This is a genomic window from Devosia oryzisoli, assembly GCF_014837245.1.
GTDB classification, from domain to species: domain Bacteria; phylum Pseudomonadota; class Alphaproteobacteria; order Rhizobiales; family Devosiaceae; genus Devosia; species Devosia oryzisoli.
This window is the reverse complement of sequence record NZ_JACYFU010000001.1, coordinates 868,998-882,164: the sequence shown is the minus strand read 5'-3', so window position 1 is coordinate 882,164 and position 13,167 is coordinate 868,998. Positions and strand designations below refer to the sequence as shown.

General features: G+C 63.2%; 10 protein-coding genes and 1 tRNA gene. 6 read left to right on the top strand and 5 right to left on the bottom strand.

The features are described 5' to 3' along the window. Positions 1 to 9: 9 nt before the first annotated feature. Positions 10 to 513, top strand: a complete 504-nt coding sequence (locus tag IC608_RS04420) for a GNAT family N-acetyltransferase (protein WP_191772956.1) — start codon at positions 10 to 12, stop codon at positions 511 to 513. Between the two features lie 48 nt (positions 514 to 561). Here the strand turns inward: IC608_RS04420 and IC608_RS04415 are convergent, their stop codons facing one another. After that, positions 562 to 3,240: an Rne/Rng family ribonuclease gene (locus tag IC608_RS04415; RefSeq protein WP_191772954.1), complete on the bottom strand. Its 2,679-nt coding sequence runs from the start codon at positions 3,238 to 3,240 to the stop codon at positions 562 to 564. Positions 3,241 to 3,838: 598 nt separating this feature from the next. Between IC608_RS04415 and IC608_RS04410 the strand changes: the two genes are divergently transcribed. The 3 genes from IC608_RS04410 (at position 3,839) to IC608_RS04400 (ending at position 7,869) form a co-directional block, all read left to right on the top strand. Further along, complete coding sequence (locus IC608_RS04410; protein ID WP_191772952.1) at positions 3,839 to 5,083, top strand: N-acetylmuramoyl-L-alanine amidase; 1,245 nt, start codon at positions 3,839 to 3,841, stop codon at positions 5,081 to 5,083. Between the two features lie 107 nt (positions 5,084 to 5,190). Then, entirely contained in the window at positions 5,191 to 7,707 is a 2,517-nt protein-coding gene (locus IC608_RS04405; RefSeq protein WP_191772951.1) for a penicillin-binding protein 1A, read from the top strand. Positions 7,708 to 7,785: 78 nt separating this feature from the next. Beyond that, a tRNA-Leu gene (locus tag IC608_RS04400) sits at positions 7,786 to 7,869 on the top strand. 22 nt (positions 7,870 to 7,891) lie between these two features. Here IC608_RS04400 and IC608_RS04395 read toward each other — a convergent pair. Together IC608_RS04395 and IC608_RS04390 are read right to left on the bottom strand one after the other, a co-directional pair. Then, a complete protein-coding gene (locus tag IC608_RS04395; protein ID WP_191772949.1) occupies positions 7,892 to 8,200 on the bottom strand; it encodes an AzlD domain-containing protein in 309 nt (102 codons plus the stop codon). Further along, entirely contained in the window at positions 8,184 to 8,909 is a 726-nt protein-coding gene (locus IC608_RS04390) for an AzlC family ABC transporter permease (RefSeq protein ID WP_191772947.1), read from the bottom strand. Before IC608_RS04390 ends, IC608_RS04395 begins: the two co-directional genes overlap by 17 nt. A gap of 223 nt (positions 8,910 to 9,132) precedes the next feature. On the opposite strand from IC608_RS04390, the gene IC608_RS04385 reads away from it, so the two are divergent. Continuing rightward, positions 9,133 to 10,488 carry an MATE family efflux transporter gene (locus IC608_RS04385; RefSeq protein WP_191772945.1) on the top strand — a complete coding sequence of 452 codons (1,356 nt, stop codon included), beginning with the start codon at positions 9,133 to 9,135 and terminating at the stop codon, positions 10,486 to 10,488. A gap of 35 nt (positions 10,489 to 10,523) precedes the next feature. Here the strand turns inward: IC608_RS04385 and IC608_RS04380 are convergent, their stop codons facing one another. Both IC608_RS04380 and IC608_RS04375 read right to left on the bottom strand, forming a co-directional pair. Next, positions 10,524 to 10,796: a hypothetical protein gene (locus tag IC608_RS04380; protein ID WP_191772943.1), complete on the bottom strand. Its 273-nt coding sequence runs from the start codon at positions 10,794 to 10,796 to the stop codon at positions 10,524 to 10,526. Positions 10,797 to 10,877: 81 nt separating this feature from the next. Continuing rightward, the gene (locus IC608_RS04375) at positions 10,878 to 12,410 is read right to left on the bottom strand and encodes an SPOR domain-containing protein (RefSeq protein WP_191772941.1); all 1,533 of its coding nucleotides are present in this window, start codon (positions 12,408 to 12,410) and stop codon (positions 10,878 to 10,880) included. 345 nt (positions 12,411 to 12,755) lie between these two features. Between IC608_RS04375 and clpS the strand changes: the two genes are divergently transcribed. After that, on the top strand, positions 12,756 to 13,160 hold the full coding sequence (gene clpS, locus IC608_RS04370; RefSeq protein ID WP_191773783.1) for an ATP-dependent Clp protease adapter ClpS: 405 nt from the start codon (positions 12,756 to 12,758) through the stop codon (positions 13,158 to 13,160). Positions 13,161 to 13,167: the final 7 nt, after the last annotated feature.

Below are 13,167 nucleotides of genomic sequence, written 5' to 3'. Positions count from 1 at the left end.
GGACCTCTCGTGGCTGACATTCCGACGCTCCTGACGGAGCGGCTCCTGCTGCGGCCGCCCAATCACAGCGACTTCGACGAATACGCCGCGCTGCTGATCTCCCCGCGGGCGATGTATATGGGCGGGCCGCTGGACCGACGCGTCTCCTGGGGCATGTTCTGCAGCGACATCGCCATGTGGCACCTCTACGGCCATGGCGCGCTGATGATCGAACTGCGCGAGAGCGGCCGCTGTATTGGGCAGGTCGGCATCAACCACGGGCCGTTTTACTCCGAAAAGGAACTGGGCTGGCTGCTCTATGAGGGGCAGGAGGGCAGGGGTTGCGCGACCGAGGCCGCGGCGTGTCTGCGCGATTGGGCCTTTGCGGAACTGGAGCTTGGCACGTTGGTCAGCTACATCGACCCGCTCAACGCCGCTTCGATCCGCGTGGCGGAACGGCTCGGGGGGATACACGACGAGAACGCGGTGCCGCAGGACCCCGGCGATGTTGTCTACCGGTACAACCCCGCCTGACGTCTCGCCGGGAAACAAGAAGGGCGGCCCTGGGGCCGCCCGATTGATCTAGCCAAGGCCAAGGCGGCGCTGCCACCAGCCGACCTTCTTTTTCTTCTCCGGCTCGCCTTCGGGTTCTTCCGCAGTCTCCGCCGTGGGGGCGCTGGAGGTCACAACCACGCCTTCGGGCGGCAGGTCCTTCTTTGCACGGCGCGGTCGTGCAGGGCTTTCCGGGGCAGCGTCCGCCGGCGGCTCGGAGGCGGCAGCACCCGCATCTGGGCCAGTCACGGCGGTTTCCGCAACAGCAGGAACCTCTGCCGAAGCGGCCTCGGTCGCTGCAGCTTCTGGCGCAGCCTTGGGCTTGCGTGTCCGCGGCTTGCGCTTGGGCTTGTCCTCTTCCGCAGGAGCATCCCCGGAAACAGAGGCAACCGGTGTGGTCTCGGCCGGTGCCGATTCCTCGGTTTCGGTAACCTTCTTGCGACGGGTGCGCTTGGGCTTGACCGGGGCCTCCTCGGCTACGGCGGAAGCATCGGCAGCAGGCGCCTCGGCCCCGGCAACCGGCTCGGCAGCGCCATCGGTGACATCAACGTGCTGCACGACGGCGTCCTCGGGAGCAGTGACCGCTGCTTCGACTGCATCCGGCGCGGTTTCGCCTTCCTGGTCGCGACGATTGCGACGACCGCCACGGCGACCACGACGGCGGCGCCGGCGGGGCTCGCCATCCTCTTCCGAACTGGGGCGTTCGGCGTTTTCCTCGCCCGCATCCTCGCCTTCTAAGTCGTCATCAGGCTCGGCCGTTCCGTCCTCGGCCTGCATTAGCTGGGTCGCCCGCTCGTCGCCGCGTTCACCGTTCCCTCCGCGGCGACGACGGCGGCGCCGGCGACGACCACTGCCGCCGCCTTCTCCGCCCGCTTCGCCTTCGCCTTCGGACGGGGCCCGATCCTCCGTGGCCTCGGCTTCCTCGGCTTCGTCTTCCTCGACGTCCTCGATGACGGCGCTGTCGACGCGCACATGCGCCGCGGCGCGCTGATCGGCGTAAGCCGAAACGCGAGGCTCGCCCTTCTCGATGGCGAACTGGTGGCCCGTCATCTTGCCATCGGCGGTAATGGTGATGGACAGGCTGTTGCGCACCTCGAGCTGCGTGAGCGTATCGCGCTTGAAGTTGAGAATGTAGAGCGCCACCTCGACCGGCACCCGCACGTTGATCGACTGGCCCTGCTTGCGCAGGACGTGATCCTCGATGTGGCGCATGATCATCAGCGCCAGCGACTCGGTGGAGCGCACGAGGCCGGTGCCTTCGCAGACCGGGCACTTGTGGGTGGAGCTTTCCACGACCCCAAAGCGGATGCGCTGGCGGCTCATTTCCATCAGGCCGAAATGGCTGATGCGGCCGACCTGGATGCGGGCGCGATCGTCCTTGAGGCAATCCTTGAGCTTGCGCTCGACGGCCCGGTTGGAGCGGTTCTCCATCATGTCGATAAAGTCGATGACGATCAGACCTGCCAGGTCGCGCAGGCGCAACTGGCGGGCCACTTCATCGGCCGCTTCCAGATTAGTCTGAAGCGCCGTGTCCTCGATGTTGTGCTCCTTGGTGGAGCGGCCCGAGTTGACGTCGATGGAGACCAGCGCCTCGGTCGGGTTGATCACCAGGTATCCGCCCGAGGGCAGCGTGACGACCGGCGAGAACATCTGATCGAGCTGGGCTTCGATGTTGTACTTGGAGAACAGGGGCTGCTCTTCGGCGTATGGCTTCACGTTCTTGGCGTGGGACGGCATGATCATCTTCATGAAGTCCTTGGCTTCGCGGTAGGCGTTGTCGCCCGCCACCAGAACTTCGTCGATGTCCTTGTTGTAGAGGTCCCGGATGGTCCGCTTGATCAGCGAGCCTTCCTCGTAGACGAGGCAGGGCGCCGAGCTCTGCAGCGTGAGCGTCCGCACACTCTCCCATAGGCGCATCAAATATTCGAAATCGCGCTTCACCTCGGCCTTGGTTCGCGAGGCACCCGCCGTGCGCAGGATGACGCCCATGCCCTGCGGCACCTCGAGATCGGAAGTGATCTCCTTGAGACGCTTGCGGTCAGCCGCATTGGTGATCTTGCGCGAAATGCCGCCACCACGAGCGGTGTTGGGCATCAGGACGGAATAGCGGCCGGCGAGCGAAAGATAGGTGGTGAGAGCTGCGCCCTTGTTGCCGCGCTCTTCCTTGACCACCTGGACCAGCATCACCTGCCGGCGCTTGATGACTTCCTGGATTTTGTACTGGTGCCGGCGCTGCTGACTGGACCGGCGCCGCTCGGGCACTTCCTCGAGGGCATCGGCGCCGCCGATCGATTCGACAGGTTCGCTGTTGGCGGGGGCCTGCTCGATGTGGCTTTCTTCACCGTCGCCGTGGTCGGCGTCCGCATCGGTGTCGCCCGATGTGTCGGAGAGCTGCTCGTCAACTTCGTCGTGATGATCGTCGTGCTCTTCATCGCGCAGCAAGGCTTCGCGGTCGGCCACGGGGATCTGGTAATAATCGGGATGGATTTCGCTGAACGCCAGGAAACCGTGGCGATTGCCGCCATATTCGACAAATGCGGCCTGCAGGCTCGGTTCGACCCGGGTGACCTTGGCAAGGTAGATGTTGCCCCGCAGCTGGCGGCGGGTCGCCGATTCGAAGTCGAACTCCTCGAGACGGTTACCTGAGGTAACGACAATCCGTGTTTCTTCCGGGTGGATGGCATCCACCAGCATTCTCTTGGTCGCCATATTGAACTCCACGCACCCGCGCGCCAACAGGTGAAGACCGGCGGACCGGCACCTTCTCCAGGGCACATCTCGGGGCGAACGGTTTGAGTGAAATTGGGCGCGAACCTCTCACGTTCAGCGCACCGGCATGATTGGTCCTGGCCAGGAAATGGAGCGAAGAAAGGCGGCAATCGCTAGTGTCGATCGCTTCGCGTTCCAGTCGCTTGCGGGCCATATGACCTCTTCCTATTGGGTAACGCATACGTCCGCGCCACCGTCCGGCTGCAAAGCCGAAATTCGTCGTCAAGGCGCCGAAATCGCCGCTTTCGCACCCGGGTTCGGCACCGCTAGTGCCGATCCGGGACGGTCACCCGGCGCCGCGTTCCTCTCCGAAAGAGCAGGACACGCAAATGGCCGGCCAACACACACGCCTTGGCTTAAGCGTGTAGGGATGTTGCATTAAATTGGCAACAGGAAACTCATTTGGGGCTGCCGCGCGCCAATGTGAAGGGCCGTTCCTTGGCCCCGGCCGCAAATCATCGCATAAGGCCCGAAGCGTCGGCAGAATCGGCTTTGTCCGATACAGTGACGCCGCAGTCCATTCCAAGACCGGCCGAGCATGATCCCACCTACACTCAAAGCCATTGCTGTAGCGGTCATCGCAGTGGCGTTGACATCGCCGGGCCTTCGCGCGCAGGAAGCGGCGGCAGCTCCCGCTCCACAAGTCGTGGCGCTGCCCAATGTGATGGACGTCCGTGTGTCATCGACGCCGGAGCGGGCTCGTCTGGTGGTCGACCTCGCAGGAAAGACGAATTTTGCCTTCGTGTCACTGATCGATCCCACCCGGCTGGCCATCGATGTGCGCGCCGGCACGTTCACCGTCCCCGAGCCGGCCGGCACGCCAGCGGGCGAGGGAATGGTCTCGGAATATATCGTCGAGCAGGCAGCGCCGGACCGGGTGCGGACTACGCTGACCCTGTCACAACCGGCCCAGGTGCAGCAGGCCTATGTGCTGGATGCCTTCGAGGACCAGCCGGCAAGGCTGGTGGTGGACATCATTCCTGCCACGGCCGAAGAGTTCGCTGCCAATGCCGAGAAGGACGCCGCCGCTTCGGCTAGTGTTGCGACCGCCGTAGAATCGACGCCAGCCGGCGGGTCGGAGCTCCCCATCGCAACGCGTCCCCTCGTGGTCATCGACCCAGGGCACGGCGGCATTGACAGCGGCGCCGAAGCGCCCGACGGAGTCAAGGAGAAAGATATTGTCCTCTCCTTTGCCCTCAAGCTGCAACAATTGCTGGTAGCATCGGGGCGTTTCGACGTTGCGCTGACGCGCGAGGACGATACGTATCTGCGGCTCGAGGAGCGGGTCGAGCTGGCGCGCGCCAACAAGGCCAATCTCTTTCTTTCCATTCATGCCGATAGCTTTCAGCAGCCCGAAATTCGGGGCGCCAGCGTCTACACGCGCGACGAGAACGCCACCGATGTGCTCGACAAGGTGCTGGCCGATAACGAGAACAAGTCGGATGTCATCGCGGGTTTTGCCATGCCGCAAATGGCGCCGGAAGTTGTCGATATTCTGGTCGACCTGATGCGCCGCGAGATGCGGGTGCAGTCATTCCTGGCGGCCCAGTCCATCGTGCAGCAGCTTGAGCCAAGCGTGGCCCTGCGGCGCTTCCCCGTGCGGCAGGCGGATTTCTTCGTGCTGCAGGCACCCGATGTTCCCTCGGCCTTGATCGAACTTGGATTCCTGTCCAACGCCAAGGACATGGCCAATCTCAAGGAGAACGATTGGCAGACGCGTACGGCGGAAGCGATCGCCCGGGGTATTTCGTCCTATTTCGATAGCCTGGAGAAAGAGCAGTGACTCTGGCCCGGCGATCATTTGTACAGCCCTTCGTGATCACGGTGTGGGGGCAGGTCTGCTATCTTCCGCGGCACACAGTCTCGTCGGCACTTCGAGGTTTTCACTGAATGTTTCGACTGCTCGGCTGGTTTTTCGGGTTCGGTATGTTCCTGGCGCTTGGTGGCGTCGCCGTTGGCGCCGTGTACCTGGCGACGGTAACGGCGCAATTGCCGGACTATACGGTGCTCAAGGACTATCAGCCGCCAGTCACGACCCGCGTTCATGCCGCGGACGGCACCCTACTGGCCGAATACGCTCGCGAACGCCGGCTATTCCAGCCGATCGAAACAGTGCCACCGCTGGTGATCGAGGCTTTCCTTTCGGCGGAAGACAAGGATTTCTTCCACCACAACGGCATAGCCGTGGACGGTGTTATCCGCGCTGTGCGCGACAATGTGCTGGCCCGGCTGGAGGGCAATTCGGCCATCCAAGGCGGCGGTTCCAGCATCACGCAGCAGGTCGCCAAGAACTTCCTCCTGACCTCCGAGCAAACCTGGGACCGGAAAATCCAGGAAGCGGTGCTGGCGCTGAGGATCGAGTCCACCTTTTCCAAGAACAAGATCCTCGAGCTGTACCTCAACGAGATCTTCCTTGGCCTGAACTCCTATGGAGTCGCGGCCGCGGCACTCAACTACTTCGACAAGGCGCTCTATGAACTCGACGTGGCCGAGGCCGCGTATCTGGCCGCACTACCGAAGGGGCCGAACAACTATCACCCGTTCCGGCGCACCCAGGCCGCTATCGAGCGCAGGAACTGGGTCATCGACCGCATGGTGGAGAACGGCTACGTCACGCCGGAGGACGGAGACAAAGCCAAAGAGGAGCCGCTCAACGTCATTCCTCGCGCCGCGGGCAGCCAGCTTTATTCGGCCGAGTATTTCACCGAGGAAGTGCGTCGCGAGCTCGCCAAGCTCTACGGGGAAGACCAGCTCTATGGCGGCGGTCTTTCTGTGCGCACGACCCTTGAGCCGCGCCTTCAGGAATATGCACGCCGTGCCCTGATGGACGGGTTGATCGAGTTCGATCACGGGCGGGGCTTTCGGGGGCCAGTGGCCAGCGTGGAAACCGCAGAAGATTGGGGCAAAGCCGTTTTCGACATCACGCCGCTTAGCGACGTGCCGGAATGGCAGCTCGCGGTCGTGCTGGAGATGGGGGACAACCAGGCGACCATAGGCCTCCGGCCCGAAGCCGATGTCGACGGAGCGATTTTGCCGAACCGCGTGACCGGAACGCTGGCCGGACCGGACATCAAGTGGGTGTCCAAGCCGTTGCAAAGCATCCTCAAGGTGGGCGACGTTGTCTATGTGTCCCCGGTCGGCGGAAAGCAGGGAGCCTACACCCTCGAACAGGTGCCGCAGATCGAAGGGTCGCTCGTTGCGATGGACCCTCGCACGGGACGAGTGCTCGCAATGGTGGGTGGGTTCTCGTTCGCGGAAAGTGAATTCAACCGCGCGACCCAGGCGCTGCGCCAGCCGGGCTCGGCCTTCAAACCGTTCGTCTATGCGGCGGCGCTCGACAATGGGTATACGCCCGCCTCCGTCATCCTCGATGCGCCGGTGGAAATCCGCAATGGCGACGGGTCAATCTGGCGGCCGGAGAACTACGCGCAGGAGTTCTATGGGCCGCAGACGCTGCGGCGCGGGATCGAGCGGAGCCGCAACGTCATGACCGTGCGCCTGGCCCGTGATATCGGTATGCCGCTAATTTCCGAGTATGCAAAGATGTTCGGCATCTACGACGAGATGCAGCCGGTGCTGGCCATGGCACTGGGGGCAGGAGAAACCACGAACCTGCGCCTGACCTCGGCCTACGCCACACTGGCAAACGGCGGTCGTCGGATCGTGCCGACGCTGATCGACCGTATCCAGGATCGCTACGGAAAGACCGTCTATCGCCACGACCAGCGGACCTGTGAGGGATGCGAGGCGACGGACTGGCACGGTCAGGCCGAGCCTCGGATCATCGACAACAGGCAGCAGGTGCTCGATCCGATGACCGATTACCAGATCACCTCCATGCTCGAAGGCGTGGTGCAGCGTGGGACCGGCACCGCGGCCCGGGCGCTGAATCGGCCAGTGGCGGGCAAGACCGGAACAACCAATGACTACAAGGATGCCTGGTTTGTTGGGTTCACCCCGGAGATGACGGTTGGCGTTTATCTCGGCTACGACAACCCCCGTTCGATGGGCTCAGCGGCAACGGGCGGCGGGCTTGCCGTGCCGATCTTCACGGACTTCATGGCCAAGGCCATGCAGGGTCGGCCAGCGACGCCCTTCAACGTTCCATCTGGAATGACTACGGCCTGGGTCAATCCGAGTACGGGAGCGAAAGCCTTCGAGGGTGAAGCCGCGATCGAAGAATCATTCAAGCCTGGCACGGGCCCCAACCCGATGACCTCCGTCATCGGCATGGACGTCAATGCCTACGATGCCATTCAGCGCGAACAGCAGATGCAGCAGGAATATGGTGGCGGGTTCGATACATTGCCGCCGCGAAGCGTGCAGCCTGTGCAGGACTACGCGCCACCTCCGGACAGAGGCGGCTATTTCCAGGAGGACGATTCCAGTTTGCGCGGCATGATGTAAGACGCCGGCGGTCACGATGGGATTAGCGACAATAGCCCTTGAGCGCCGGCGAGCCGAATGCTAGGCAGCCCATCGGATGCCCCTCTGGCGGAATGGTAGACGCAGAGGACTCAAAATCCTCCGCCGCGAGGCGTGCCGGTTCGAGTCCGGCGGGGGGCACCACTTTCCGCAAATCAATCTGATATCAGGCGCCAACCAGCATCCTGACCAGGAACACCGTGGCGACGCCTGCCGCCATGGCCAGGAAGAGATTGCGGAACAAGAGGAACGTGCCGCCGGTGACGAGCGCAGCGGCGACTTCCGCCAGGTTGCCCGTCGCCAGTGCCGGCGCCACCAGGGCGGCGAGCACGGCGCCCGGAATGTGACGCAGCCAAGCAGCCGCGAACCCCTGCCGCGGCAGGCGATCGGCCAGTAACAATCCACTGACCTTTATGGCGATGGTCGCCACGGCCATGCCCAAGATGGCCAATAGCGCTTCAGGACTGGTGTACACGCGAACGCCTCCACTCCAGGGTAGCGCCTGCCAGGCTGCCGACGATGCCGCCGACGAGGATGTGCCAACTCCCGCCGATCACCTTGGAGGTGAGGATGGCCGCCAAGCCAGCGACCAGCCACGGAACGATGTCCTGCCGCCCTTTCCACATGCCGAGCAGAAGCGCGAGGAAGGTTGCGGTGAAGGCAAAGTCTAGACCCCAGCGAGAGGGGTCGTCGATGGCGGAGCCGAGGCCGTAGCCCACCAGGTTTGTCAGCATCCACGAGCAGAAGGCGAGTGCGCCGCCGCCCATCAGGAAGGCGATGCTGCCCTCGCCGCGCGCCATCGCGGCCACTGTCATGGCCCAGTTCTCGTCGGTGACGAGGTACATGCTGAGGGAACGCCAGCCGAGGCGCCGTTCAGGAAACAGCGGTCTCAGTGTCGCGGTCAGCAGAAGATAGCGCAAGTTGACGATGAAGGCCGCCAGGATCAAAGGGCCGATGGGCAGCAGGGCCGGCACCTGGTTCCACTGGTCAAGCGCCACGAACTGGGCGGAGCCAGCAAAGACGAGGCCGCTCATCAGCACCACCTCAAGCGGGCTAAGCCCGGCGCCACGGGCAAGTACGCCCCAGACAAGCCCATAGGCGGCGACGGAGACGGCGACAGGCACACAGGCACGAGCGCCGGCGAAGAATTGATCCTGGGGGGAGGTGCGGAGCAAGGTGGACATGGCGGTTCCTTACCCGGCCACGGGCGTCGGCGCATCACCTAACGGACGTTGACGATCAAAATCGGCGAGCGTAAACGACCTGCCGCGGCCTTGCCTGCCTCCAGCGCCCGTCCAGCCAGCAGCGGCACCCATTATGCCGATGCGAAAAGGTCCCCGAATCTCATTCGTCCGGGGCGTGCCCAAGACCGCCATAGAAAATGCCATTCGCGCGCGGAGGAATCCCATGCAGCCGACCACCAGACCGCTCTGGCAGCGGTTCAGCCTGTTTCTCATTCCCCTCATGGCCTCGAATATCCTGCAGGCCCTATCGGGGACGTTCAATTCCATCTTTATCGGCCAGATGATCGGCGTGAATGCGCTGGCCTCGCTGGCGACATTCTTCCCCATCCTGTTCTTTCTCATCAGCTTTATCATCGGCCTCAGCGCGGGCTCCACAATCCTGATCGGGCAGGCGTGGGGCGCGCGGAACCTGGAGCGCGTGAAACAGGTGGCGGGCACCTCCATCACCACGGCCTTCGTGCTGGGATGCATCGTGGCGCTTATCGGCGGCATCTGGATCGAACAGATCATGGCGCTGCTCGGGGCGCCCGAAGACATCCGGCAGGCCGCGATCGGCTATGGACGCATCATGTTCATCGGTATGCCCGGCTTCTTCGTCTTCCTCATCGTCACGTCCTTCCTGCGCGGGGTGGGCGACACAATCACGCCGCTTCTGTCGCTGATCCTCTCCCTGGTGGTGGGTGTAATTCTCACGCCGGCGCTCATCCAGGGGTGGTGGGGACTGCCACAACTGGGCGTCAATGCCGCCGCCATTGCGTTCATCGCCGGCTTCGTCGTGGTGCTGATCTTCCTCTTCTTCTATATGCGGGCGCGCAAACTGCCATTGGCGCCCGATGCAACCCTCCTGCGCAAGCTCAAACCCGACTTCGCCCTCCTGGGGCTGATCCTCAAGCTCGGGGTCCCGGCGGGGCTGCAAATGGTGGTGGCTTCGGTTTCGGGCATCGTGGTTGTCGGCGTGGTCAACCGTTTCGGCTCGAACGCCACGGCGGCCTACGGCGCCCTCAACCAGGTGCTGAACTATGTGCAGTTTCCCGCCATGTCGATCGGCATCGCCGCCTCCATCTTCGGGGCGCAAGCCATCGGCGCCCGGCAGATGGACCAGCTTTCGCCCATCACGAAGACGGGACTGACGCTCAACCTCATCATCACCGGGACGCTGGTGGTTCTCGCTTACCTCTTCAGCCAGAACCTGGTGGCCCTTTTTATTACCGACCCAGAGGTCATAGATCTGACCGAGCACCTGTTGTTCGTCGTGCTCTGGAGCATCGTTCCCTTCGGCTGGGGCGTGGTGTTCTCAGGGATGATGCGCGCCAGCGGCATGGTCTACTGGCCCATGGCGATTTCGCTCGCCTGCATCCTGCTGGTGGAACTGCCGGGTGCCCTGTGGCTCAGCCAGACGGCGCTGGGCATCACCGGCATCTGGGTGGCCTATGCAACGAGCTTCACCGTTATGATGCTGTGCCAGGGGGCGCTTTATCTCTTTGTGTGGCGCCGGCGTGAGATCGTAGCGCTGGTATAGAAAAGCAAGCGGGGCCGAAAGGCCCCGTTGGGTTTTCAGCGGTCTCCGAAGGTGATCCGCAGGGCGCGTTTGCCACCAGGAGCAAATACGTCGATTTCGACGTGGACCGGATCCTGCACCATGCGCCGCGTCCGTGCCGAAAGGGTCATGACCACGGCGAGCAGATCCGAGACAGAGCGGCGCTGTCGCGGGAGCATCCGCTCGGTTACCCCACCCAACGCCTTGTTTCGGGCGCCCATATCGGGTGAGGCCAGGGGTGAGCGGCCGATAAACCCCGCCAGCTCGATAAGGGCATTCCGTTCGCTCATTGGGCTACTCCAAACACAGGCACCAATAGGGCTTCCCCAGGGTGGCCGGCGGTTGTTCCGCCGTGCCGATTTCAGATGTCGTCAACCTTCCATGGCCAGACACGCCAGATTGCTGTCCTTGAGCCGGCTGCACATGGCTGCCGCGGTATCGCGATCACCAAAGCCGATGAAGCGGGCACGATAAAAGGTCTGGCCGTTCTTTTCGAAGCGCTCGACATAGGAGCGGAAATCGCCGAGGCCGCCGACCTTGCTGGCCGCACTGGATAGCATGGCGCGCGCACTGTCTTCCGACGGGCCTGCGCCGACCTGCACGACCCAGCCGCCGACAGGGGTCGCTGACGGCGCACCGGAGGTGGTGACGGACTGCGTCGTGGTACCATCGATGGAAAGCGGTGCGGACGGCATGGTCTGCCCAAGCGCTGCCGGAGGGGCGCCGAGTTTGTAGGTGTCGCTCAGCCACGCACCGATGATATCCTGGCTCGGATAAACAGGTTGCGGTGCCTGCGTGGGTGCCGCAAGGGCCCCGGCTGCTTGTGCAGCGGACTGGGGCGCCGGTGCCGGCATTGGTGCGGGGGCAAGGCTGGCCACGGCGATCTCGGGCTGCGGCTGCGGGCGAGCTCCATTGCGGGCCGCCAGTTCCGCAAGGCGGAAACCGGGAAGGGGCATTGGCATGGCGAACACCGGTTGGGCCGGCTGCGCGACCGCGACGCGAACATTGCCCTGGCGGCCAGGCATGGGGACCATGGCAGTCTGCAGATAGTCGCCGCGACGGCCCTTCTCGAAGTAGGTGCGCACGAGCTGGCGGACCTTCTCATCGCGCGAGGCAGCCGAGTTGAACCCAAAGGCCACGACCACAATGTGGCGGTTGTTGCCGCGGGCTGCCGTCAACAGATTGGAGCCGGCGGCATTGATGTAGCCCGTCTTGATGCCGTCGACGATACCCATGTACCCCAGCACCCGGTTGTGGTTGCCGTAGGTGCGCCCGTTGTAGCTGAACGACTTGGTCTGGAAATACTCATAGTACTTCGGGAAGTGCTGGTAGATGGCGATGCCCAGGATGGCCTGGTCCCGGACCGTGGTGATCTGGCCGCCATCAGGCAGGCCCGAGGCGTTGCGATAGGTGGTGTTGCGCATGCCCATGGCCCGGGCCGTCGCGGTCATGCGCTCAGCAAACTTCTCTTCGCTGCCGGAGATATATTCGGCGATCACCCGCGCCATGTCGTTGGCGGAGAGGGTAACCAGCGACTTGATGGCGTTCTCGACTGAGATGGTCGAGCCCGCCTTGAGGCCGAGCTTGGTCGGGACGGCTGCCGCGGCATGTTTGGACACGGGCATCTTGGTGGAGAGGCTGATATTTCCTGCGCTCAGCTCCTGGAACAGGATGTAAAGCGTCATCACTTTCGTGACGGAAGCAGGATATCGGCGGGAGTCGCCGCTTTCCTCGTAAAGCACCTGGCCCGACTTCGCGTCGACCACAATACCCGCATATTTGCGGAGGTTCTCTATGGCGCTGGCGGGTGCAGCGGATTGAAGGCCGAAGGCCAGCACCACGAAAAGGGCGGCAACGGCGCGGAAAAAGGTGACGCGCCACGGGGTCTTCGCCGAGAAAATCACTCGGTACTCCAATTACTAAACATCGGGCCCGCCTCGAGCCCGTACGCAACTTATTGCCGTGGCGTGCTTCTGGTGCCGCAGCAGACTGACTGGGAAAGAGGTTAGCGATCCGCCGTTACGAATCCGTAAAATGCCGTCGATTTGTGGCGAGGCGTCACCCTTGGGCCGCAGATGACAAAAGTTGATGGCCATTGGGGATCGGAACGAATTGCCCGGGAAGAGGCGCTCACACTTTCGAGAACCGATTGCCCTTAACACCGGGCCGTTTTTGCCTACATAATGGGTCCGACCAAGCTGCTTCGTCTCTCCAGCGACAGTGCGACTGCCATGACCCAGACTCCCGAAATGCCCGCCCATAATCCCGCCATCGAGCTGCTATCAAGCGAACTGCTTCCACGCGTCCATGCGGGGCCGAACGATGACGGTGGCGGCCGCAAGGGCGGGGACGACGCCAATTTCGAAACCGGGACGGTGACCAAGACGCGTCCCAAAACAAAGCGGCCGAGCCTTTATCGGGTTCTTCTGCTCAACGACGACTACACGCCGATGGAGTTCGTCGTTCTGGTGCTGCAGGACGTCTTCAACAAGTCACGCGAAGACGCCATGCGCATCATGCTGCACGTGCACCAAAAGGGGGTGGGTGAGTGCGGCGTATATCCATACGAGGTCGCCGAAACGAAGGTGACGCGCGTTATGGATACGGCACGCAAGAACCAGCATCCGCTGCAATGCGTGATGGAAAAGCAATAGGAACATC